The sequence below is a fragment of the Pseudomonas sp. FA117 genome (genome assembly GCF_057370475.1).
Genome location: NZ_CM170675.1, coordinates 5,108,042 through 5,128,839, shown reverse-complemented (window position 1 = coordinate 5,128,839; position 20,798 = coordinate 5,108,042). Strand labels below are relative to the sequence as shown.

At 66.4% G+C, this 20,798-nt stretch carries 20 protein-coding genes and 1 pseudogene; 7 read left to right on the top strand and 14 right to left on the bottom strand.

Features of this window, described 5'->3' with window-relative positions; all coding sequences use genetic code 11:
- The first annotated feature begins 1 nt into the window (after position 1).
- Genes AC1TXO_RS23605 through AC1TXO_RS23595 form a run of 3 tightly spaced genes read left to right on the top strand, consistent with a single transcriptional unit; the run spans position 2 to position 1,879 of the window.
- The gene (locus AC1TXO_RS23605) at positions 2–889 is read left to right on the top strand and encodes a type II secretion system F family protein (protein ID WP_486403962.1); all 888 of its coding nucleotides are present in this window, start codon (positions 2–4) and stop codon (positions 887–889) included.
- A 10-nt stretch (positions 890–899) separates the two neighbouring features.
- Positions 900–1,601: a tetratricopeptide repeat protein gene (locus tag AC1TXO_RS23600; RefSeq protein WP_486403961.1), complete on the top strand. Its 702-nt coding sequence runs from the start codon at positions 900–902 to the stop codon at positions 1,599–1,601.
- Between the two features lie 17 nt (positions 1,602–1,618).
- On the top strand, positions 1,619–1,879 hold the full coding sequence (locus AC1TXO_RS23595) for a DUF3613 domain-containing protein (protein WP_486403960.1): 261 nt from the start codon (positions 1,619–1,621) through the stop codon (positions 1,877–1,879).
- Between the two features lie 86 nt (positions 1,880–1,965).
- On the opposite strand, the gene AC1TXO_RS23590 is transcribed toward AC1TXO_RS23595, so the two are convergent.
- Both AC1TXO_RS23590 and AC1TXO_RS23585 read right to left on the bottom strand, forming a co-directional pair.
- Positions 1,966–2,742: a response regulator transcription factor gene (locus AC1TXO_RS23590; RefSeq protein WP_486403959.1), complete on the bottom strand. Its 777-nt coding sequence runs from the start codon at positions 2,740–2,742 to the stop codon at positions 1,966–1,968.
- A gap of 122 nt (positions 2,743–2,864) precedes the next feature.
- Positions 2,865–3,335 (bottom strand): A24 family peptidase, encoded by a 471-nt coding sequence (locus AC1TXO_RS23585; RefSeq protein ID WP_486403958.1) that lies wholly within the window; start codon positions 3,333–3,335, stop codon positions 2,865–2,867.
- 76 nt (positions 3,336–3,411) lie between these two features.
- Here AC1TXO_RS23585 and AC1TXO_RS23580 point away from each other — a divergent pair, with 76 nt between their 5' ends.
- A complete protein-coding gene (locus AC1TXO_RS23580) occupies positions 3,412–3,855 on the top strand; it encodes a TadE family protein (RefSeq protein ID WP_486403957.1) in 444 nt (147 codons plus the stop codon).
- A complete protein-coding gene (locus AC1TXO_RS23575; protein WP_486403956.1) occupies positions 3,852–6,488 on the top strand; it encodes an ATP-binding protein in 2,637 nt (878 codons plus the stop codon). Before AC1TXO_RS23580 ends, AC1TXO_RS23575 begins: the two co-directional genes overlap by 4 nt.
- Here AC1TXO_RS23575 and AC1TXO_RS23570 read toward each other — a convergent pair.
- The 7 genes from AC1TXO_RS23570 to AC1TXO_RS23540 form a co-directional block, all read right to left on the bottom strand.
- Positions 6,473–8,434: a pilus assembly protein TadG-related protein gene (locus tag AC1TXO_RS23570; RefSeq protein ID WP_486403955.1), complete on the bottom strand. Its 1,962-nt coding sequence runs from the start codon at positions 8,432–8,434 to the stop codon at positions 6,473–6,475. The two genes, AC1TXO_RS23575 and AC1TXO_RS23570, sit on opposite strands and share 16 nt — an antisense overlap.
- A gap of 121 nt (positions 8,435–8,555) precedes the next feature.
- Positions 8,556–9,116, bottom strand: coding sequence for a DUF4136 domain-containing protein (locus AC1TXO_RS23565; RefSeq protein ID WP_486403954.1), 561 nt, complete (start codon positions 9,114–9,116; stop codon positions 8,556–8,558).
- A gap of 18 nt (positions 9,117–9,134) precedes the next feature.
- A complete protein-coding gene (locus AC1TXO_RS23560; RefSeq protein WP_486403953.1) occupies positions 9,135–9,767 on the bottom strand; it encodes a DUF4136 domain-containing protein in 633 nt (210 codons plus the stop codon).
- A 22-nt stretch (positions 9,768–9,789) separates the two neighbouring features.
- Positions 9,790–10,539: a methyltransferase domain-containing protein gene (locus AC1TXO_RS23555; protein WP_486403952.1), complete on the bottom strand. Its 750-nt coding sequence runs from the start codon at positions 10,537–10,539 to the stop codon at positions 9,790–9,792.
- Positions 10,536–10,841 carry a MazG-like family protein gene (locus AC1TXO_RS23550; protein ID WP_486403951.1) on the bottom strand — a complete coding sequence of 102 codons (306 nt, stop codon included), beginning with the start codon at positions 10,839–10,841 and terminating at the stop codon, positions 10,536–10,538. The genes AC1TXO_RS23555 and AC1TXO_RS23550 overlap by 4 nt, the downstream gene beginning before the upstream one ends.
- A gap of 81 nt (positions 10,842–10,922) precedes the next feature.
- Positions 10,923–11,774 carry a MaoC family dehydratase gene (locus tag AC1TXO_RS23545; protein WP_486403950.1) on the bottom strand — a complete coding sequence of 284 codons (852 nt, stop codon included), beginning with the start codon at positions 11,772–11,774 and terminating at the stop codon, positions 10,923–10,925.
- A gap of 2 nt (positions 11,775–11,776) precedes the next feature.
- Positions 11,777–13,129: a 3-oxoacyl-ACP reductase gene (locus AC1TXO_RS23540; protein WP_486403949.1), complete on the bottom strand. Its 1,353-nt coding sequence runs from the start codon at positions 13,127–13,129 to the stop codon at positions 11,777–11,779.
- A 163-nt stretch (positions 13,130–13,292) separates the two neighbouring features.
- On the opposite strand from AC1TXO_RS23540, the gene AC1TXO_RS23535 reads away from it, so the two are divergent.
- Together AC1TXO_RS23535 and AC1TXO_RS23530 are read left to right on the top strand one after the other, a co-directional pair.
- Positions 13,293–14,570, top strand: coding sequence for an acetyl-CoA C-acetyltransferase (locus AC1TXO_RS23535; protein WP_486403948.1), 1,278 nt, complete (start codon positions 13,293–13,295; stop codon positions 14,568–14,570).
- A gap of 39 nt (positions 14,571–14,609) precedes the next feature.
- Complete coding sequence (locus tag AC1TXO_RS23530; RefSeq protein ID WP_486403947.1) at positions 14,610–15,398, top strand: AraC family transcriptional regulator; 789 nt, start codon at positions 14,610–14,612, stop codon at positions 15,396–15,398.
- Positions 15,399–15,413: 15 nt separating this feature from the next.
- Here the strand turns inward: AC1TXO_RS23530 and AC1TXO_RS23525 are convergent, their stop codons facing one another.
- From AC1TXO_RS23525 to AC1TXO_RS23505, 5 genes and pseudogenes are all read right to left on the bottom strand, one after another.
- A complete protein-coding gene (locus AC1TXO_RS23525; RefSeq protein ID WP_486406895.1) occupies positions 15,414–16,118 on the bottom strand; it encodes a methyl-accepting chemotaxis protein in 705 nt (234 codons plus the stop codon).
- Positions 16,119–16,319: 201 nt separating this feature from the next.
- Positions 16,320–17,204, bottom strand: a pseudogene (locus tag AC1TXO_RS23520) (cache domain-containing protein); the annotation flags it as partial.
- A gap of 349 nt (positions 17,205–17,553) precedes the next feature.
- Positions 17,554–17,958 (bottom strand): Cu(I)-responsive transcriptional regulator, encoded by a 405-nt coding sequence (gene cueR, locus AC1TXO_RS23515; RefSeq protein ID WP_486403946.1) that lies wholly within the window; start codon positions 17,956–17,958, stop codon positions 17,554–17,556.
- Positions 17,955–20,357 (bottom strand): heavy metal translocating P-type ATPase, encoded by a 2,403-nt coding sequence (locus AC1TXO_RS23510; protein ID WP_486403945.1) that lies wholly within the window; start codon positions 20,355–20,357, stop codon positions 17,955–17,957. Before AC1TXO_RS23510 ends, cueR begins: the two co-directional genes overlap by 4 nt.
- A 53-nt stretch (positions 20,358–20,410) precedes the next feature.
- Complete coding sequence (locus AC1TXO_RS23505) at positions 20,411–20,797, bottom strand: hypothetical protein (RefSeq protein WP_486403944.1); 387 nt, start codon at positions 20,795–20,797, stop codon at positions 20,411–20,413.
- Between the last annotated feature and the right edge of the window lies 1 nt (position 20,798).

Sequence of the window (20,798 nt, the reverse complement as noted above, 5' to 3'; positions counted from 1 at the left end):
GATGGCCTTGTTGATCTGTGCCCTGTGCCTGTTGGCCGCCGCCACGCTGTTGGGGTTGCAGGCTGCCCGCCAGTTGCGTGCGCGTTACCTGGTCGCGCGGCGTCTGCAAGGGCGCCTGGCTCGCGAAGAGCGTCTGGGCGACCTGCTGCACTGGCTGGGCAGCAGTCCACTGGGTCAGCGTCTGCAGGACCTCGATGGTGAAACCCAGGGTCTGCTCGAACGTATCGGCTGGCGCCGCAGTCGCCAGCGTGCACTGTTCGCCGCGGTGCAGCTGGGCTTGCCGTTGCTGGGCCTGGCGCTGGCGTTGTTGTTGCAGCATGCCTTCATCGGTGCCGACGCCCTGCACTGGATGATCTTGCCGATGTGCGCCCTGGTGATCGGCTACCTCCTGCCCAAGCGTTTGCTGGCGCTGGCAGCCACCCGCCGCCAGCAGCGCATTGCCCAGGAGATCAGCCTGATGATTCCGCTGCTGCGCATTCTTTTCGAGACCGGCCTTGCGGTAGAGCAGGCGCTGCGGGTGCTCGCCCAGGAGGGACGATCGCTGGTGCCGGAAATCAGCGAAGAGTTGCGTCAGGTCCTGCAACGTGTGGATTCCGGACTGGCGCTGGGCGCCGAGCTGGAGAAGACCGCGCGCACGCTGGCGGTGGAAGAATTGACCGACACCTTCGTGATTCTCCAGCAGTTGCTGGTGCAGGGCAGTGGCGGGATGAAATCACTGCTGGCGCTCAAGGACCTGCTCGACGACCGACGCCTGACGCGGCTGCAGGAACGGGTGTCGAAGATGTCGGCCAAGATGTCGGCGGTGATGATGGTGTTCCTGTTTCCGGCCTTGCTCATCGTCCTGGCCGGACCGGGTTTTTCGGCGTTGGCGCGGGCCTTGGGGGTCTAGGGAGGGAAGGATGAAAGCGATCCTGTTGTTCACCGGCCTGTTGCTGCTGGGCGGTTGCGCCGGGCAGCAGTCGCAGGGGATGGGGGCTCTGTTTGCAGGGTCGGCCTGCGGCAAGCCGGATGCCGACCAGCAACTGGCACTCAATCTTGCCGACGAGATGCTCAACGAGGGGCGACCACATGCCAGCCTCGCACATCTGCAGCAGTTGCCGAACACGCTCGACCAGGTGCGCCTGCGCAAGGCGCGGGTGTCGAGGTTGCTCGGGCGGAGCGAGGCCGAGCCCCTGTATCGCAGCTTGCTGGGCGGTTGTCTGGCGGCGGAGGGAGAGCACGGGCTGGGGCAACTGGCGTCCGCCCGTGGCGACGACGCACAGGCCCTGCAGAGTCTGCAGCGCGCGGCGCAACTGGCCCCGACCGACGAGCGCGTGCGCAACGACCTGGGTGTGGTGCTGATGAACCTGGGCCGTTACGAGCAGGCGCGCTTCGAGTTTCTCACCGCCATCGAGCTCAAGGATGACAACAGCCTGGCGGCGGTCAACCTGGTGACCTTGTCGCTGGTGCAGGACAACTGGCAGCAGGCCACCGACCTGGTCGGCCGCCTGCGCCTGAAACCCGAACAGTTCGCCGATGCCCAGGCACGTGCCAGGCAGGTGAAGTCGACGGGGCGCGGTCCGATCGCGGCGGCCAATGCTGGCGCGGCGGTGGTCAATTGAGCAGGAGGAGGGTGGACATGATCAGGTATCTGTTGATGGTGGCCGGCTGTGGCAGCGTGTGCCTGGCCATGGCCCAGGAGCCGCCCCGTGAGCCGCGAGCGGAGACCGCGACCGAGGCGCTGTTGCGGGTGCAGTCCAGCGGCGAGCAGGCCTCTAGCCAGGTGCAGGTGCAGACGGCCCGCGAGCGCGACCAGTCGATGCAGCGCTGGCTGGACACCTACAAGTACGTGATCCCGGATTTCTACCGCTGGACCAAGGTGACGTCGTCGAACAACTGAGCGCGATACCCGTAGGCGCGGGCTTGCCGGCGAAAAGGGCATCGCGCTGTCTGGCACGGGCTGCGCCCGTGCCACGGTCGCAGCCACTAATGGGTGGTGAAGCGCTGGTGCAGCGGCGAGGAGCGGGGTGCCAGGGCCAGGGCCAGCTGTGTGCGGTTGTGCATGTGGGTCAGGCGCAGTACCTGCGAGACATAGAGCTTCACGGTGTTCTCGGTGATCCCCAGTTCGCAGGCGATCTGGTAGTTGGTCTTGCCCTTGCTGACCAGCTTGGCGACCTCCAGCTGGCGGGGTGAAAGCTTCTCGAACACCGGCGGCAACTCGTTCTCGGCTTCCTCCGCGTCCCCGGCACGGCGTTGCGCGCCCTGGCCCCGGGCCTTTTCCAGGTCGTGGTAGAGGTCGTCGATGGAATCGGCCAGCTCCTGCAGGCGCTGGTTCAAGCTGCCCAGCTCGCGGAAGTTGCGACGCCGCTCCAGCAGCGCCTGCTCCTGGCGGCGCAGACCTTCCAGCAGTTCGGCCAGGTCCATGGGCTTCTGGTAGTAATCGGAAAAACCTTCACGCAGGGCGCGGATCACATCCTGCTTGTCGGCGCGCCCGGTCAGCATGATCGCCTCGAACAGGCGTTGCTGTCCGGCGATGGTCTTGAGCGCACGCATCAGTGCGATGCCGTCCTGTTCGGGCATGTGCAGGTCGCACAGCACCAGGCCAATGGTCTCGTCGGCGCCATAGCGCTCGATGGCCTGCGCCGATGAATGCGCCGGGACACAGTGATATCCCGCGCTTTCGAGATACTCGCACAACTCTTCGACAATCAATGGCTGATCGTCGACCACCAGCACCTTCACCTCACTCGCAGACTTGTTCACGTTCAACTCCCTGTTCGTACGGGCCCTGCTCCGTTGGCCAGATTGCCCAGCCGTTAAGAAAAGTAGTCGCACTTTGCGATTATGTACAAGGTCTATACACGCAGATTCGACTGTACGGTCACTCACTGGATCCAGACGGCTGTCAGGAGAAAGCCCGCCAGCACGTAAGGTGCGAAGGGCTGTTTGTCGCCCATCTGCTCGGCCAGGCGCTGCAGGCGCTTTTTCACCTTGGGGTTGGCCAGGGTCCACAAACGGCGGCGGCCGAGCATCCACAGCAATACCGCAACGCCCGCGCCGATGAAGGTACCGAGCACGTACTGGTGGCTGGTCGCCAGGGCCAGGGCACCGAGCAGCTTGACGTCACCGGCGCCGAAGCGTCCAAGCATGTAGCCTGGGAGGGTGAGCAACATGACGATGGCCAGGGCCCAGCCGGCATCGCTGGCATCGGCACCGATCCAGCTGTGCCCGGTGGCGAACAGCCAGGCCAGGGCGCAGGCTGCGACACCCAGGGTCAGGGTGTTGGAGATCTGCCGTTCACGGACATCTTGTTCGGTGCACAAGGCAAGCCACATCAGGAGAACAATGCTTTGCATTGGCAAATGGCCATCCCTATTCGTTGAACGGGTTCTATGCTGTCACTCAGGACTCATAGTCAGGGTAGACGCGATCATGCAAGCAGGCCCGGCAGTACGGCAAAAAGGCGCGGCAGCCATCGAGTTTGTCGCAGTCTTCATGATTTTTTTCGCGGTGTTCTACGGCCTCGTCAGCTACACCCTGCCGGTGTTGCTGCTGCAATCGTTCAACCAGGCCAGCAGCGAGGCGGTGCGCCGCTGCGTGGCGCTGGACCCGGGCAGCGCCAGCTACGCCACCGATGTACAGAACCTGGCGCGCCAGGTGATCGGCCAGCAACTGAGCTGGATGCCGACCGCGCTGGACTTCCAGCCGGCCACCGATGCGCGGGTCAGCTTGAGCGCAGGCAACCTGCTGACCGTGACCATCGACTACCCCAAGAGCAAGCTGACCAATGTCATGCCGGTGCTGGCGCTGCCGCTGATCGGTGAGGTGCCGCGCCTGCCCCAGCGCTTGCGCGCCGAAGCGAGCCTGCAGCTGTGAGCGGCGTGTTCGAGCGCTGGCTGGGGGGGCAGTCACAGGCCGAGGCACCCCTGGCGGTTGGCTTGCAGTTGTGGCTCGACGAACAGGGGCAGGTGCTGCGCCTTTCCGGCCCGTTGCGCAGCCTGCTGGCTTTGCCGGCCAGTCATGCCACACGGGTGCAGGACTACCTGCAGCATCACAGCTGGCTGGTCCTCGAGGGTGATCCGGCGGACTGGCAGGGGCAGCCGCTGGACCTGGATTTCCGTACCGTGCATGGTCATGCCCTGCACACGCGTGGCTGGCTGCAACGCCAGGCCGAGGGCTGGTTGCTGCAGTTGTTCGACATCGGCGATCTGCTGCGTGAGCATGAACACGGCGGGCAACGCCTGGGCCTGCAACGCCTGGCGAGCGACATCGCCAGTGCAGTGCGCGGCTGCGGCGAGGAGCGCCTGGCGCAGGTGACCGGCGAGCAACTGCAGCGTCTGGCCGAGCACTGGCAGGCGGGATCGTTGCGGCTGATGCTGATCGATGATGGCCTCTGGCACAGCCATGCCGGCAGCGACGATGACTGGCCCTGGGCCAATGACGGACAACTGCGGCCCTGGTTGGAAAAGTTTGTCTTGCACGGCGCACTCGACGCTCCTGACCATGCCGAACTGCAGGTGCTGTGCGGTGGCTTGCCACTGTTGATCATGCCCTACTGGCTGGGGCCGGATATCCAAGCCTTGTTGCTGTGTGCGGCAAGTGAGGCGCCCCCTGCCGCCGAGGACTGCGAACTGCTGCTGCAGTCGCTGCTCGATCCCTTGCTGGCACGCCTTCGCCAGCGCCGCCTGCAACGCAGCGAACGGCATCTTCAGGCGCTGCAGCGACAGCTGGGTGCCGGTTGGTGGGAGTGGCCGCTGCAAGGGCCGCTGCTGCTGGACCCGGATTTGGCGGCCAGCCTCGGACTGCCGCAGGAGGTCACCGTCGAGCAGTGGTTGGCACGGGTGCACCCGGCTGACCGCGAGGCGGCGCAGCTTGCGCTGGAGCAATTGCGTGAAGGCCGTGCCCTGGGCCTGAGCCTGCGCCTGTTGGAAAACGACGAGCAGGGCGGTCCGCGCTGGCTGCACTGGGTAGGTCAGTTGCAGGGGCGCCAGGTCCGTGGCTTCCTGCTCGACATCAGCGCCCTCAAGGCCCAGGAGCTCCAGGCCGGTGCCGCCCGGGCGCGGCTCGAGAACCTGATCGCCAGCTCCCCGGCAGTGATCTACATCCAGCGCTACGTCGAAGGTGCCTTGCATGGCGAGTTCTTCAGCGCCAGCCTGGGCCCGATGCTGGGCTGGAGCAGCGACAGCGAGCAGGCCCGCCAGCCGGGCCTGGCGGTGCACCCGGACGACCGTACGCTGTGGCTGGAGCGCACCCGTACGCTGTTGCGTGATGGGCAGGCGCGCTGTCGCTATCGTCTGCGTGACCACCTGGGCGGCTACCATTGGGTGCTGGATGAAGCCCGCCTGCTGCGTGACGACCTCGGCCAGCCGGTGGAGGTGGTCGGCTTGTGGCTGGACGTCAGTGAGGCTACCGAGGCAGCCGAGCGTGTGCGCCAGAGCGAGGAGCGCTACCGAGTGCTGGTGGACGACTCACCGGCGATGATCTGCCGCTACCGCCCGGACCTTGAGCTGATGTTCGGCAACCGGCCGCTGGCCGATCAACTGGAGTGTGCCCCGCAGCAACTGGGCGGGATGAACCTCGGGCAATGGATGTCCGACAGCCAGCGCACTGCCTTCCTCCAGCGCCTGGCGACGCTGACCCCCGAGCAACCGTTGAGCAGTGCGGAAATCTGCCTGCAGCTGCCGGCGAGAGAGAACGCCTGGTGGGTCTGGGCTGACCGCGGCCTGTTCGATGAACACGGGCAGTTGCTGGAAATCCAGGCGGTGGGCCGCGACAACACCGAGGTACGGCGCAGCCAGCAGCAGTTGTTGCAAGGCGCCAAGATGGCCACCCTGGGCGAGCTGGCGACCGGGCTGGTGCATGAGATCAACCAGCCGCTGAACGTGATGCGCATGGCGGTCGCCAATACCCTGAAGCGCCTGGAGAACGGTGCGGCGGACATCGACTACCTGAACGACAAGCTGCACCGCATCGAGGCCCAGGTCGAACGCGCAGCGCGCCTGGTGGAGCATATGCGTGTCTATGGGCGCCGCTCTGAACTCGAACGCCAGGCATTCGTTGCCTGGCACGCGGTGGACGGTGCAGTCGCGCTACTGGCCGAGGGGCTGCGCGGCAAGGGCGTGGCCGTGCAGATCGAAGCACCGGACAAACCGCTGAGCGTGCTCGGGCATCAGGATCAGCTCGAGCAGGTGCTGATCAACCTGATGATCAACGCCCGCGACGCGCTGCTCGAACGCCGCCCCCAGGCACCGGTCATCCGCATCTGCCAACGGATCCTGGACGGGGGCTTGTGCCTGCAGGTCGAGGACAATGCCGGTGGCATCGATCCGCGTCTGCTCGGGCGGATCTTCGAGCCGTTCTTCACCACCAAGCCGGCCGGGGTCGGCACCGGCCTGGGGTTGTCGGTGAGCCATGGCATCGTCGACGCCATGGGCGGCAGCCTCGAGGTGCTCAATGGCAGCGAGGGCGCCTGTTTCCGTATCCTGCTGCCGAGCTACAGCACCAGTTGAGCGCGCCCGCTCGAGCAACTGAGGTTGGCGCCGACCTCGGCATTGACCAGGTCGATGCCCAGCACCTTGAGCAGCACGTTCACCAGCGGATCGAGCAGTGGGCTGAGCAGGCCCTTGATCAGTGGTTCGAGAATGCCTTTGACGCCATTGAGCACGTTGCCGACGATCACCAGCACCTCACCCAGGCCACTGTTGCTGGTGGGTTTGTAGGCCTCCAGCTGGATCCCCAGCAGGGTGTCGCTGAGGCTGCCGACCACGTTGTCGTTGGCCGTGCGCATCTTCAGGTAGGCCGGTGGCAGGCCAACGTTCGGCGGCACGCTGGCGGGCCCCTGGAAAACCAATGGGCGCTCCTGCAGACCACTGCCGAGCACCTTGCTGTCGACCCGCAGCCCGATGCCGCCACCGACGAAGGGAATGCGCGGTTCGCAGTCGCCGAGCGGCAGGATCAACAGCCGGGTACAGCGCTTGGTGCCGATGTCGATCAGCGGCAGCGCCTTGACTGCGGTGGTGCCGGTGGTGAAGAACGCATCGGGTGAGTCGAAGCGGCCCACCGCCAGCTTGAGCGCCGAGCTCTGGGTACGGGTGGTCAGGCGCTTGGGTGAACAGCTGAAGGTGTCAGGGGCCGAGGGATCGAGGCGGGTGGTGGCTTCGGCGACCTCCAGGCCCACGTCCAGGTGCAGCTTGCCGGGCACCAGGACGATATCGCTGACGGTGCAGGGGATGCCGAGCAGGCACAGCACCGACTGGATGGTGGCGGCAAGGTTGAGACTGAGCAGGTTGTTGACCACGTTGGTCAGCGGTGCGGCGAGGTCGAGCACGGCGTTGAGCAGGCCGAAAATGCCGTCGAGCAGCGGCAGGTCGAGGGAAATCATCGCCCGGACCTGCGCGGTGTGGACACGCAGTTCGTCGGTACGCGGGTCGCCGATCGAGGAGATCTGCTGCGGCTCGATGACCTTCAGGCGAACCCGCCCGTTGACCAGGCCGAGCACGTTGAGCGGCAGGTCGACGTTGGCGGCGCTTTCGCTGGCGGCCAGCTGGATCACACCCTGCACCAGTTGCAGCAACTGGATGCTGGCGTTGAGACCGGCCTGTGCGGTGCCATTCTGGATGTCGAGGATGTCGCCCAGGCGCAGCAGCGTGCTGTTGCCGGCGCCGAGTGCGACCTTGCCCAGGTTGGTCACCACCTCCAGCGCCGCCCCGCTTTGCTGCAGGACCTTGACCGCCGCTTGCAGCAGTTGGGTGGCGGTGGCGTTGGCATTGAGCAGTTGCTTGTAGTCGCCGACCGTGAGGTTGAGGTCGATCGCCAGTTGGTCGAGATAGCTGAGCAGCTTGATGTCGGTGGCGGCGATGCCTTTCCAGCCGGCAAGGTCCAGTTGTACGCCGCCGCCGAGTGCGCCGAGCAGGGCGTTGAGCAGCACCGACTGACGTGAGTCGACGGTGGCCAGGGTGGTGCGGATGCTCAGCATCGCCTGCGGCGGCAGCGGCGCCGAGGCCACCGCGTGCGCTTGCAAGGTAGTGGTCAGCGGCACCCCGCCGCCCTGCAGCAGGGCATACACGCCGCCCGCCACGCTGGTGGTGACGGTATTGCTGACATCGACCCGGATCGCTTCGTTGCGGTTGTTGTCGCTGGTGAAGGTGCGCAGGCTGTTGGCGCCGGTCTGCAGGTAGCCACAGCTGGCCAGCAGGGGGTTGCCAGGCGCATGGCCGTTGCGGGTGGCGGCGGTGCGCGCGATGGCATTGGCCTGCGGGCCGCTGCCGGTGCACACGGCAAACTGACCTGCAGCCTCCAGCGCAGCCATGTCGGCGATGCGCTGCAGTTTGCGTTGTTCCAGGTACAGCCTGCCGCTGTCGATCACCAGCAGCAGGAACAGCAGGGCCAGCCCCAGGGTGATGACGGCCATCAGGCCGATTGCGCCGCGTTGGCGCTTGGCACGAGAGGTAACCACGGGCACTCCTTTGCAGGCCAAAAGGCCACGCATCGCGATTGCGATTACAGGAGTGTAGTCACGGTGATGGCATCTTGCCTCTTATCAGCACTTCACGCCGCTTCTGCAGCGGCGTTGGGCCTCAATGCGGCGGATAGTTGCTCATCACCTGGGTCACCGTCTTCTGGATCGCGGCATTGCGTTCCTGAGGGCTGGGCGGGTAGTTGTTCATGATCTGTTCGGCACTGCCACGCCACACCAGCTTGCCGTCGCGGCCATCGAACAGGTCGACCTGGATGGTCGCGACCTTGTAGTCGACGCTGCGCGTCTCGTTGTACATCGGCCCGCCCCAGTAGCCGCCCCAGTACCCTCCCCAGGCGCCGCCGTAATTGGTGGTGATCTGCTGCTGGCGGTCTTCGACTATCAGGTAGGTGCGCACCTTAACATCCGCGCGGGCGTTGCCCTGTGCCGGGCGCAGGCCGCGCTGGTCGAGCTGGTCGGCCACGGCCTGGCGAATACGCTGTTCGGTGAGGTCGCTCTTGATCCGTGGATCATCCGGGCGGTACTGCAGCGCCGGCTCCTGCCAGGCCCAGCTGCGATAGGCGGCGAAGTCGCGGCTGGCGTCGAAATCCTGGGTGACATTGTTGTTGGCGCACGCCGCGAGCAGCAGTGCGAAGGACAGCAGAACGACACGGCGCAACATGATGATTCTCCTGAGGCGTTAACTGGGAGGGTAGCCGCTGAGTGCCTTGCGTACCGACTCGCGCAGGGCGTTTTCCCGCTCGCGCGGCGAGTCCTTGTCGCTGCCACTCTCGGCGCTGGCGCTCCACACCGGTTGGCCGTTGCGCGCATCGAACAGGTCGATGCGCACCACCATTACCTCGACCTCGTAGGTGCGCACGATCGGTACGCTGCCGTAGGCGCCATAGCCGTTGCGATAGCCGCCATAGCCGATGCCGCCGTAGGGGGAGGGGCCGTAGTAAGGGTCGTAGTCGTAGTCGCGGACCTGGCGCAGGCGACGCTCCAGGCGCAGGTTGGCGCTGACCAGCAGGTCTGCGCTGGCGCCGCGCGCCGGACGCAGGCCGTGCTGGTCGAGGACGCCACTGATGGCATCGGCCAGCTGGGCCGGATCGGCATTGGCGCTGCCACTGGGCAACTGGCCGTTGCGCCAGCTCCAGCTGCGGTAGCGCCCATAGTCGCGCGGCGCGGACGGGTAGGCGCTGGCATCGAAGGTGGTCGCGGCCTGCGGCGGCGCCGGTGGCAGCGGCCGGGAACTGGCGACATAGGGGTTGCTGCCCTGGCAGGCGGCCAGGGCAAGGGGGAGCAGGGCCAGGCACAACAGACGGTACGGCATGTGTTCCTCCCGACAGGCGGGGTCAGCGTGGGCGACAGGTCCAGTGCAGGTAGCGACCGAGCCCGGCGAAGCTTGGGTGACGACGGTGGGCCAGTTCCATTTCCAGCAGGTCGAGCAGCTCGGCCTTGTCCTGGAACTCCTTGGGCATGTAGTCGTGGAAAACCCTGACACCACTTTCACTTTCGACCTGCCACAGCGCTTCAAGTTGCGCCCGCAGTTCACGCGGATCAAGCGGTTTCTGCGGGGTCAGGCTGTGCTTTTCACCCGCCAGGCGGTCGCTGCGCAGCTTGCGGAAATGGCCCTTGAGCAGGTTGCGGTAGACCAGCGCATCGCGGTTGTAGAACGCCAGCGACAGCCAGCCGCCGGGCGCGGTCAGTTGGTGCAGTACCGGCAGGATGCTGTGCGGCTCTGCGAGCCATTCGAGCACGGCATGGCACAGCACTACGTCGAACGGCTCGGTGAGCTGGCCGAGCAGCTCTTGCCAGGGCGCCTGGATGAAGGTGGCGTGCTGGTTGGCCTCGGCGAAGCGCGCGCGGGCGCCGTCGAGCATCGGTGCCGCAGGCTCGGCGAGGGTCAGCTGGTGCCCACGCTGGGCGAGCCACAGGGCCATATGACCCAGGCCGGCGCCGATGTCGAGGATGCGCAGGGGGCGGTCGGGCAGGCTTTCGGCCAGGTCGGCCTGCAGCACGGCCAGGCGGATGGCGCCCTTGGCACCGCCGTAGATCTTCTCGGCGAAGCGGCTGGCCAGTTCATCGAAATGACGATCGTTCATCGGGCGAAGCGCCTCTCGCTATCGGCCAGCTTGGCCTGCACTACGGTATCCATGTCCAGCCCCAGCTCACTGCACAGCAACAGCAGGTACAGCACCACATCGCCGACTTCCTGGCCTGCATGGGCAAGTTGCTCCGGGGCGAGCTGGCGGGACTGGTCTTCGCTCAGCCACTGAAAGATCTCCACCAGCTCGGCCATCTCGACGCTGGCGGCCATGGCCAGGTTCTTCGGGCTGTGGAAAGCGCGCCAGTCGTTGGTGTCGCGGATCCGGTGCAGGCGTTCGGTCAGTTCTTGCAGGTTCATCGAGGGCTCTCCTTCTGGCGCATAGCTTCGGATGGGCCGCGGAGCAAAGCAAGTGAATTGCAGGCTGCTGGTGCGGGCGAGCTACAGGGCTCGCCACGCGCCGGTCATGTGCAGCAGCGCGCCATGGCCGGTCAGGCCGAGTTGCCCTTGAGGCCCTGCGGCGCTGGCGCCGAGCACGACCTCCGAGGGCAGCCGCACCGGCTTGTGGAAATCCACCGCGAACCCATAACCGGCTACCGGCAGGTGCCCGCGCAGCGCCGCCAGCGTCATCGCCTTGCTCCACATGCCATGGGCGATGGCGGTGGGAAAGCCGAACAGCCTGGCGCTCGCGGCGCTCAGGTGGATCGGGTTGTAGTCGCCGCAGACCTTGGCATAGCGCCGGCCGATGTCGCTGTCGGCGTACCAGCGCGTGACCTGCGGCAAGTCGTGGGGGGCTGCCTGGTGGGTCGATTGCGCCTGCCCTTCGAGCTTCAGGCCACGCACCAGCATGCGGCTGGTTTCGCGCCAGAGCACGCCGAGCCCGTCCTGGGCCTCGGTGATCAGGTCGAAGGTGCCACCCTTGGCATGGGGTTGCAGGTTGTCGGCGTGCACGGCGAAGCGCAGTCCCTCGATGCCGCCCAGCGGCCGCAGGACTTCGATGTCGTTGTGCAGGTGCACGAGGCCAAGCAGGGGGAACGGGAAGTCATGGGCGGTCAGCACCTGCAACTGCAGGGTGAACGCCATGACATGCGGATAGGTGGGCGGCAGGCGGCCGTCGTCGCTGAAATGGCACAGCCGTCGATACGCCGCAAGGTTCGCCGGATCGACCCGCAGGAAACAGCGCAGGCCCTGCTCCGGCATGCACTGGCCGCTGATCTTGCGTTTGCCCAGCGCGCGCAGGTAGAGGCTGGTGCGGGCGTCGGGGCTGTGCAGGTCCTGCCATGTCCGGTTCATGTTCACGCCCCCATCAGTGCCTGGCCGCAGACCCGCAGGTACTGGCCGCTGACAGCGCCACTGCCGGGCTGGGCCAGCCAGGCGACCGCTTCGGCGACGTCCTGCGGCTTGCCTCCCTGGCCCAGAGAACTCAGGCGCCGGCCGGCTTCGCGCAGGCCCATGGGCATGGCGGCGGTCATGTGGGTTTCGATGAAGCCCGGGGCCACGGCATTGATGCTCGCGCCCTGTGCGGCCAGCCGTGGTGCCCAGGCCTGGGCGAAGCCGATCAGCCCGGCCTTGCTGGCGGCATAGTTGGCCTGGCCACGGTTGCCGGCGATGCCGCTGACCGAGGCGAGCAGCACGATGCGTGCATCCTCGTGCAACCGGCCTGCATCGAGCAGGGCCTGGGTCAGTACCTGCGGGGCCTTGAGGTTGACCGCCAGCACCGCGTCCCAGTATTCCGGGGTCATGTTGGCCAATGTCTTGTCGCGGGTGATGCCCGCGTTGTGCACCAGGATGTCGACACCTTCGGGCAGCCCTTCGAGCAGTCTGGTTGGCGCATCGCTGGCGCAGATGTCCAGTGCCAGGGCACGGCCGCCGATACGGGCGGCGAGGGCGTCGAGGTCTTTCTGCGCGGGCGGCACGTCCAGCAGGATCACCTCGGCGCCGTCACGGGCCAGGGTTTCGGCAATCGAGGCACCGATACCGCGGGCGGCCCCGGTGATCAGGGCGCGCTTGCCCGCCAGGGGGCGGGTCCAGTCCTGCACATGGCTTGCGCAGGCGTCGAGGCGCAGCACCTGGCCGGAAACGAACGCGCTCTTGGGCGACAGGAAAAAACGCAACGCGCCTTCGAGTTGATCCTCTGCATCCGGGGCGATGTACAGCAACTGGGCCGTGGCGCCATTGCGCAGCTCCTTGGCCAGCGAGCGGCTGAAGCCTTCCAGCGCGCGCTGGGCAACGCTGGCCAGCGGGTCGGCGACCTGCTCGGGGGCTCGTCCGAGAATCACCACATGGGCGCAGGGCGCGAGGCTGCGCAGCAGCGGTTGGAAGAATTCGCGCAACTGGCGCAGCTCATCGCTGTCGGACAGATGACTGGCGTCGTACACCACAGCCTTGAGCTTCGGGCCGAGACCGGCGACCCAGGCCGGTGCTTCGAGACCTTCGCCGGCAAAGCTGTAGCATTCGTCGGTGAGCGCTGGGGCGATGGCCTCGACCTTGCGCGCCAGCGGCCCGCCACCCAGCACCAGCGCGCCCTCGATCGGGCGCAGGCGGCCGGCCTGCCAGCGCTCCAGCGGCGCCGGGCGTGGCAGGCCGAGGGCGTCGACCAGGCGACGGCCGAGATTGGAGTTGGCAAAGCCGAGATAGCGGTCGCTCATTGTGCGGGTCTCCCTGAAGGCAAGCATGCAAGTGTGGACCATGTTTGTGGCAAGGTCGTTCGAATACGGCAAAAACGCCTAGGCTGTAGCGAGCCTTGCCGAAGCGACACGCCCTTGGGGCCTGTCATCAATCGGATCAAATTGTTTCAGGAGGAACCAGCGCATGCATTTACCTCGTCGGGTCGCGATCCTGGGCGGCAACCGTATCCCCTTCGCCCGTTCCAACGGCGCCTACGCCACCGCCAGCAACCAGGCGATGCTCACCGCCACGCTCGAGGGGCTGGTGGAGCGCTACCGCCTGCACGGCCAGCGTCTTGGCGAAGTGGTGGCCGGCGCAGTGCTGAAGCATTCGCGCGACATGAACCTGACCCGCGAGTGCGTGCTCGGCTCGCGGCTGTCGCCGCAGACACCGGCCTACGACATCCAGCAGGCGTGCGGTACCGGTCTGGAAGCCGCGCTGCTGGTGGCCAACAAGATTGCCCTTGGCCAGATCGACAGCGGCATCGCCGGCGGCGTCGACACCACTTCCGATGCGCCGATCGCAATCAATGAAGGGCTGCGCCGGGTGTTGCTGCAGGCCAACCGCGGCAAGCGCTTGAGCGAGCGCCTCGAGCCCTTCCTGAACCTGCGCCCGAGCTTCCTGAAGCCCGAGTTCCCGCGCAACGGCGAGCCGCGCACCGGGCTGTCGATGGGCGAGCACTGCGAGCTTATGGCGCAGACCTGGCAGATCGGCCGTGCCGAACAGGACGAACTGGCGCTGCTCAGTCATCGCCACCTGGCCGCGTCGTACAGCGAAGGCTGGCACGACGACCTGCTCACGCCGTACCTCGGCCTGACCCGCGACAACAACCTGCGTGCGGATCTCACACCCGAGCAATTGGCCAAGCTCAAACCGGTATTCGACAAGGGCGCCCAGGGCACCCTCACCGCCGGCAACTCCACACCGCTGACCGACGGCGCCTCGCTGGTGCTGCTGGGGAGCGAAGCCTGGGCCGAGGAGCGCGGGTTGTCGGTGCTCGCCTACCTGGTCGATGGCGAGGCCGCGGCGGTGGACTTCGTCAAAGGCCAGGAGGGGTTGCTGATGGCGCCGGTCTATGCCGTGCCTCGACTGCTGGCGCGCAACGGCCTGAGCCTGCAGGACTTCGACTACTACGAAATTCACGAAGCCTTCGCCGCGCAGGTGCTGTGTACGCTCAAGGCCTGGGAAGACGACCAGTATTGCCGCGACAGGCTTGGGCTGGACGGTGCGCTGGGGGCTATCGACCGCAGCAGGCTCAACGTCAAGGGCAGCTCATTGGCCGCCGGGCACCCCTTCGCTGCCACCGGCGGCCGGATCCTGGCCAGTATGGCCAAGCTGCTGGCCACGGCCGGCAAGGGACGCGGGCTCATCTCGATCTGTGCGGCGAGCGGGCAGGGGGTGACGGCCATCGTCGAGCGCTGAGGTGGTACCCTTGTCGAACCAACGACAATAAGTATCCGCATGCCGACCAACGGACAGACCCACGCGCCTCGTGCCATCCCCGACCTCGAGCAACTGCCCAGGCCGCTCTATGCACGCGCCGAGAGCCTGGGCGCAGGCTCCTGGACCACGCGCCATCGCCACGACTGGGTGCAGTTTTCCTACGCCATCAGCGGGGTACTGGGGGTCTACACCAGCGGTGGCAGTTATTTCGCCCCGCCACAATGGGGTGTGTGGATTCCCGCCGGCCTGGAGCACGAGGTGGTGACCTCGATGCAGGCCGAGATGCGCAGCCTGTACGTGCGGCGAGATGCCTGTACCTGGGCGGCCGACGAATGCCGGGTACTCGAAGTGACGCCACTGGCGCGCGAGCTGATCAAGCAGTTCTGCCTCATGCCGGCTGATTATGCCGAGGGCGACAGTGCCGAGGCGCGCCTGGTGGCGGTGCTGCTCGATCAGTTGCAGGCATTGCCCGAGGTCGGCTTCTCGCTGCCCTTGCCTCGTCATCCTGGCCTGCTTGCCCTGTGCAATCGCCTGATCGCCGCGCCCGACCAGCTGCAGACCTTGCAGCAGTGGGCGCTGCAACTGGGCTGCTCGGAGAAGACCCTGATGCGCCTGTTCCAGCGCGAAACCGGCCTGAGCTTTCGCAACTGGCGCCAGCGCATGCGCCTGCTGTCGTCGCTGGCGCTGCTGGAGGCCGGCGAGAGCGTCACCGACGCAGCGCTGGGCTGCGGCTATGACTCCACGTCGGCCTACATCGCGGCATTCAAGCAACTGTTCGGCGCGACGCCCGGCGAGTTGCGGCTGTAGGCTCCCACGATCGCATCAGGTCCTGAACCTGCGCACCAGCGCATCCAGTTCGCTGGACAACCCTTCCATGCTCTGCGAGTCCTGCCGCGCCGCCTGGGCAAGCTCCGCCACCAACTGCGCATCGCCATGGATCTGGCTGATGTGCCGGTTGATGTCTTCGGCGACCTGGTGCTGCTCTTCGGCGGCGGTGGCGATCTGGGTGTTCATGTCGCGGATGATGTCCACCGACTCGCGGATCTGCCCGAAACTGTCGCGCGCCAAGCCGATACGGCTGACCGACTGCTGCGACACTTCAAGGCTCGCATGCATCTGCTCGGCCACCTCGGCGGTGCGGTTGGCCAGGTTGCCCAGCAGCCCGTCGATCTCGGCGGTGGAGTCGGCGGTGCGTTTGGCCAGGGCTCGCACTTCGTCGGCAACCACTGCAAAACCACGGCCCTGCTCGCCGGCACGGGCAGCTTCGATCGCTGCGTTGAGCGCCAGCAGGTTGGTCTGCTCGGCAATCGAGCGGATGGTGCCGAGGATCGACTGGATGGCGTTGCTGTCGCGCTCCAGCTGCTGGATCGACTGCGCCGACTGCTCGATCTCCTGGCTCAGGCGATCGACGCTGTGGACGGCGGCATCGATCTGCTGCTGGCCCTCGCGCGCCTGCTGCTGGCCGCTGTCGGCCGACTGCGCGGCCTGGCTGCAGGAGCGTGCGACCTCGTTGGCGGTGGCGACCATTTCATGGAAGGCGGTGGATACCATGTCCACCGCTTCGCGCTGGCGCCCGGCGGCTTCGGCCATGTCGCCCGATACCCGGGTGGAGCTGGCCGAGGTGCTGAGGATCTTGCCGGCGGCGGCGCCGATGTGCTGGATCAGGCTGCGGATCGCGCCGAGGAACTGGTTGAACCAGCTGGCCAGCTGTGCGGTTTCGTCACTGCCACGTACATCGAGGTTGCGGGTCAGGTCGCCTTCGCCCTGGGCGATGTCCTCCAGGCCGCTGGTGACGCTGTTGATCGGCCGCACGATGAGCTTGGCGAAGGTGGCGCCGGCCACCGCGAAGACGGCCGCCAGCACCAGGGCGATGGTGCCGATCAGCCAGGTCAGGCGGGTGGTGGTCTGCATCACTTCGTCCTGCCGGATCAGGCCGATGAAGGTCCAGCCCAGGCGCTCGTCGGGGTAGAGGTTGGCCATGTAGCGCTGGCCGTCGAGGATTACCTCGGCCAGGCCCTTGCCGGCCTTCGCCAGCTCGGCATGGCCGCCACCGAAGCTCTCCAGCTGCTTGAAGTTGTGGCTGGCGTCACGCGGGTCGACCATGACGTTGCCGTTGTTCTCCATCAGGATCAGGTAGCCGCTTTCGCCCAGCTTGATCTGCTTGACGATCTCGGTCAGGCCCTTGAGCGAGACGTCGATGTTCACCACTCCGCCCGGGCTGCCCAGCTGGTTGGCCACGGTCCGTACCGTACTGACCAGCACGGCATCGTCGCCGGCCCAGTAGTAGGGGGCAGTGCGCAGGGTCTTGCCGGGGTTGGCCATGGCGGTCTGGAACCAGGGGCGGGTACGTGGGTCGTAGCTGGCCATCTTCGGATCACCCGGCCAGAACGCGTAGCCCCCGTCTTTCATCCCGTAGGATACGTAGGCGTAGTCGGGGTGACTCTGGGCCAGGCGGGTAAACTGGTCGTACAGCGCCTTGTCCTGTTCGCCCATGGGGACCTGCGCGGCATCGGCAGAAAGGTATTTCTTCAGGTTGTCGGCGCTGCCCGTGACAAGGGGTTGGCTGGCGAGGTACTCGACGTTCTGGGCGATGCCCTGGAAGAAGATGTTCATCGCGTTGCCGACCTGGCGGATTTCCCGGCTGCTGCCGTCGAGGAAGTCGTCCCGCGCTTCCTCGCGCAGGTTCAGCACCACCACGGTGGCGACGAGGACGATGGGCAGGCCGGCAATGACGGCGAAGGCCCAGGTGAGTTTTTGCTTGATGTTCATCCACGCTCCCGGATTTTTTTCTTGTCGATGCATGAAACTGGTATGCAGGGCATCGGCAAGGAGCCGGGTTTTCTGAATGAAACTCCCGTTTTTATTGGACGAACACCGTGTTTGAGGTCGCTTTGGTCAGCTCTGGCTAATATGGCATACCAAAAGCTTGCCTCAGGTCATGGGGCAAGCTCATGGGCAGCGGCTAGTGGCAACAGCCGCCTTCGTTGGCCAGGTCCTTGAGGATCGGGCAATCCGGCCGATCATCGCCCTGGCAATGCGCGACCAGTTCGCTCAAGGTGTCACGCAGGCTCACCATCTCCTCGATCCGCCGATTCAGCTCGTCGATATGCTGTGTCGCCAGCGCCTTCACATCGGCGCTGGCGCGCTGGCGGTCCTGCCACAACGTCAGCAGCCGGGAGACTTCTTCCAGGGAAAAGCCCAGGTCACGCGAGCGCTTGATGAACGCCAGGCTGTGCAGGTCGTCCTGCTGGTACAGGCGATAGCCACTGTCGGTACGCAGGGCCGGCTTGAGCAGGCCTATGGACTCGTAGTAGCGGATCATCTTGGCACTGAGCCCGGAGCGCCGGGCAGCCTGGCCGATGTTCATGGTGTCTCCTTCGACGCGATGTCGGTGGGTTTCCAGGTCTTGAGCCACAGGGCGTTGCTCACTACGCTGACGCTGGAGAGTGCCATGGCGGCGCCGGCCAGTACCGGGTTGAGAAAACCGAACGCGGCGAGCGGGATGCCGATCAGGTTGTAGATGAACGCCCAGAACAGATTCTGACGGATCTTGGCGTATGTCTTGTGGCTGATTTCCAGAGCAGCGGGCACCAGGCGTGGATCACCGCGCATCAGGGTGATCCCGGCGGCCTGCATGGCCACGTCGGTGCCGCCGCCCATGGCGATGCCGATGTCGGCAGCGGCCAGGGCCGGGGCATCGTTGATGCCATCGCCGACCATCGCCACCACGCCGTCCTGCTTGAGTGCGGTGACCGTGGCGGCCTTGTCGGCGGGCAGCACTTCGGCGTGCACATCATCGATGCCCAGTGCCTCGGCGACCACTTTCGCGCTGCCGCGGTTGTCGCCGGTCAGCAGGTGGCTGCTGATGCCCTGTGCGTGCAATGCCGCGATCGCCTGATCCGCACCAGGCTTGAGGCTGTCGCCAAAGGCGAACAGGCCCAATACCTGTGCAGTCGGGGCGCGTTCGATCAGCCAGGAGAGGGTGCGGCCTTCGGCTTCCCAGGCCTGGGCCTGGAGCAGCAGGGCGCCAGGCTCCAGCCCGCTTTCGTCCAGCAGACGGCGGTTGCCCAGTGCCAGCTCCCGGCCATCGACGGTGCCGGCGATTCCGCGACCGGTGAGCGACTGGCTGTCACTCACGGGGGGAACCTGCACGCCTTGCTCGGCGCCGGCCTCCAGCACGGCCTTGGCCAGCGGGTGCTCGCTGCCGCGCTGCAGGGCACCGGCCAGGCGCAGCAGATCGTGCGAGTCGCCCACCGCAGCCTGGCTGTGGACGATACGTGGGCTGCCGGAGGTAAGGGTGCCGGTCTTGTCGAAGACCACGCGATTGACCGCATGGGCCCGCTCCAGCGCCTCGGCGTCCTTGATCAGGATGCCGTGGCGGGCCGCCACGCCGGTACCGGCCATGATCGCCGCCGGTGTCGCCAGGCCCAGTGCGCAGGGGCAGGCGATCACCAGCACGGCGACGGCATTGATCAGTGCGCTTTCCAGCGGTGCACCGGCCAGCCACCAGCCGACCAGGGTGATCAGCGCCAGCACCAACACCGCCGGTACGAATACCTGGCTGACCCGGTCGACCAGCTTCTGGATCGGGGCCTTGGCGGCCTGGGCATCCTCGACCAGGCGGATGATGCGTGCCAGAACAGTCTCCGTGCCCAAGGCCTGTGTACGGACCAGCAGGCGCCCTTCACCGTTGATGGCGCCGCCTGTCACGCTGTCGCCGGGCTGCTTGGGCACCGGGAGGCTTTCGCCGCTGATCAGCGCTTCGTCAGCGTGGCTGCTGCCTTCGATCACCTGGCCGTCGACCGGGAAGCGCTCACCGGGCTTGACCAGTACCAGATCGTCGAGGCGCAGTTGGCTGATCGCCACGTCTTCTTCGACACCGTCGACCACCCGCAACGCCCGCTCCGGGCGCAGGGCTTCCAGCGCCCGGATGGCGCTGGCGGTCTGGCGCTTGGCGCGGCTTTCAAGGTATTTGCCCAGCAGCACCAGGGCGATCACCACCGCCGAGGCCTCGAAGTAAAGATGAGGCTCCATGCCTGCGTGGGCCTGGGACCACTGGTGCAGGCTCAGGCCGTAGCCGGCGCTGGTGCCAAGCGCCACCAGCAGGTCCATGTTGCCAGCACCTGCCCGCACGGCTTTCCAGGCGGCCTTGTAGAAGCGTGCACCGAGGATGAACTGCACCGGGGTCGCCAAGGCGAACTGCACCCAGGCCGGCAGCATCCAGTGCAGGCCGAACGGCTGCACCAGCATGGGCAGTACCAGGGGCAGGGCCAGCAGTACGGCGGTGATCACCGCCAGGCGCTCGTTGCGCAGGCGTCGCTGGGCATCGTGGCGGTCGTCGTGGGTGGTGCTTGGCAGGCTGGCGCTGTACCCGGCCTTTTCCACCGCCCCGATCAGGACGTCATCGCCGAGGCTTTGCAGCACCTCGAGGTGCGCACGTTCGCTGGCCAGGTTGACGCTGGCCTGTTCGACGCCGGGCAGCTTGCCGAGGGCGCGCTCGACCCGTCCGACGCAACTGGCGCAGGTCATGCCGCCGATCTGCAGTTCGACGCTGCGGGTCGGTACGCTGTAGCCGGCCTTTCGAACCGCCTCCAGCAACGCCGGAAGGCTGTTGGCCGGGGCCTCGACCCGGGCCTGTTCGGTGGTGAGGTTGACACTGACCTGCTCGGCACCGCTGACTTTGCGCAGCGCACGCTCTACGCGGCCAACGCAACTGGCACAGGTCATGCCGGCAATCGGCAGGTCGAAGCGGGTTGATGCGGACATGGGCTTTCCTCCGTGATCGAGCCTGCAGCTTCAACCTTGCCATGTTGGTAAGGTCAATACCCCAAACCGGCCCTTTTCAATTCCAGTCCTTGCGCGCCCATGGCAATCCGATATTTGTTGATCTGACCGGCCTGCAGGTTCAGGCGTGTGCTGCGTTGGTCTTCCACGCCGGGGGCACAGCCGGGCGTCTGTCCGGGGAGCAGGCGCAGGCGTACATCGACAGGCCCCGGCGGCAGGTTGAAGGAGGTCGACTGTTCCTGGAACACCCGCCCGGAAAGCTGGTCGTTGAGGTAGACACCGATTTCGCAACTGGTGGCCACTTCCAGGCGCTCCCGGGAAATGATCAGCACGCTGTAGTCCGAGTTGCCTTCGGCGCTGGCCGTTGGCACCCCCGTCAGTGCGCTGACCAGGCCAATGACGCCCACTGCTGCCTTGAACATG

What these genes read in the sequence shown, in the direction of transcription:
- cueR (WP_486403946.1), bottom strand. Translation starts at nt 17,958, where the DNA reads ATGAACATCGGCCAGGCTGCCCGGCGCTCCGGGCTCAGTGCCAAGATG.
- AC1TXO_RS23580 (WP_486403957.1), top strand. Translation starts at nt 3,412, where the DNA reads ATGCAAGCAGGCCCGGCAGTACGGCAAAAAGGCGCGGCAGCCATCGAG.
- AC1TXO_RS23510 (WP_486403945.1), bottom strand. Translation starts at nt 20,357, where the DNA reads ATGTCCGCATCAACCCGCTTCGACCTGCCGATTGCCGGCATGACCTGT.
- AC1TXO_RS23600 (WP_486403961.1), top strand. Translation starts at nt 900, where the DNA reads ATGAAAGCGATCCTGTTGTTCACCGGCCTGTTGCTGCTGGGCGGTTGC.
- AC1TXO_RS23595 (WP_486403960.1), top strand. Translation starts at nt 1,619, where the DNA reads ATGATCAGGTATCTGTTGATGGTGGCCGGCTGTGGCAGCGTGTGCCTG.
- AC1TXO_RS23535 (WP_486403948.1), top strand. Translation starts at nt 13,293, where the DNA reads ATGCATTTACCTCGTCGGGTCGCGATCCTGGGCGGCAACCGTATCCCC.
- AC1TXO_RS23540 (WP_486403949.1), bottom strand. Translation starts at nt 13,129, where the DNA reads ATGAGCGACCGCTATCTCGGCTTTGCCAACTCCAATCTCGGCCGTCGC.
- AC1TXO_RS23585 (WP_486403958.1), bottom strand. Translation starts at nt 3,335, where the DNA reads ATGCAAAGCATTGTTCTCCTGATGTGGCTTGCCTTGTGCACCGAACAA.
- AC1TXO_RS23560 (WP_486403953.1), bottom strand. Translation starts at nt 9,767, where the DNA reads ATGCCGTACCGTCTGTTGTGCCTGGCCCTGCTCCCCCTTGCCCTGGCC.
- AC1TXO_RS23530 (WP_486403947.1), top strand. Translation starts at nt 14,610, where the DNA reads ATGCCGACCAACGGACAGACCCACGCGCCTCGTGCCATCCCCGACCTC.
- AC1TXO_RS23525 (WP_486406895.1), bottom strand. Translation starts at nt 16,118, where the DNA reads ATGGTCGCCACCGCCAACGAGGTCGCACGCTCCTGCAGCCAGGCCGCG.
- AC1TXO_RS23550 (WP_486403951.1), bottom strand. Translation starts at nt 10,841, where the DNA reads ATGAACCTGCAAGAACTGACCGAACGCCTGCACCGGATCCGCGACACC.
- AC1TXO_RS23545 (WP_486403950.1), bottom strand. Translation starts at nt 11,774, where the DNA reads ATGAACCGGACATGGCAGGACCTGCACAGCCCCGACGCCCGCACCAGC.
- AC1TXO_RS23605 (WP_486403962.1), top strand. Translation starts at nt 2, where the DNA reads ATGGCCTTGTTGATCTGTGCCCTGTGCCTGTTGGCCGCCGCCACGCTG.
- AC1TXO_RS23565 (WP_486403954.1), bottom strand. Translation starts at nt 9,116, where the DNA reads ATGTTGCGCCGTGTCGTTCTGCTGTCCTTCGCACTGCTGCTCGCGGCG.
- AC1TXO_RS23505 (WP_486403944.1), bottom strand. Translation starts at nt 20,797, where the DNA reads ATGTTCAAGGCAGCAGTGGGCGTCATTGGCCTGGTCAGCGCACTGACG.
- AC1TXO_RS23555 (WP_486403952.1), bottom strand. Translation starts at nt 10,539, where the DNA reads ATGAACGATCGTCATTTCGATGAACTGGCCAGCCGCTTCGCCGAGAAG.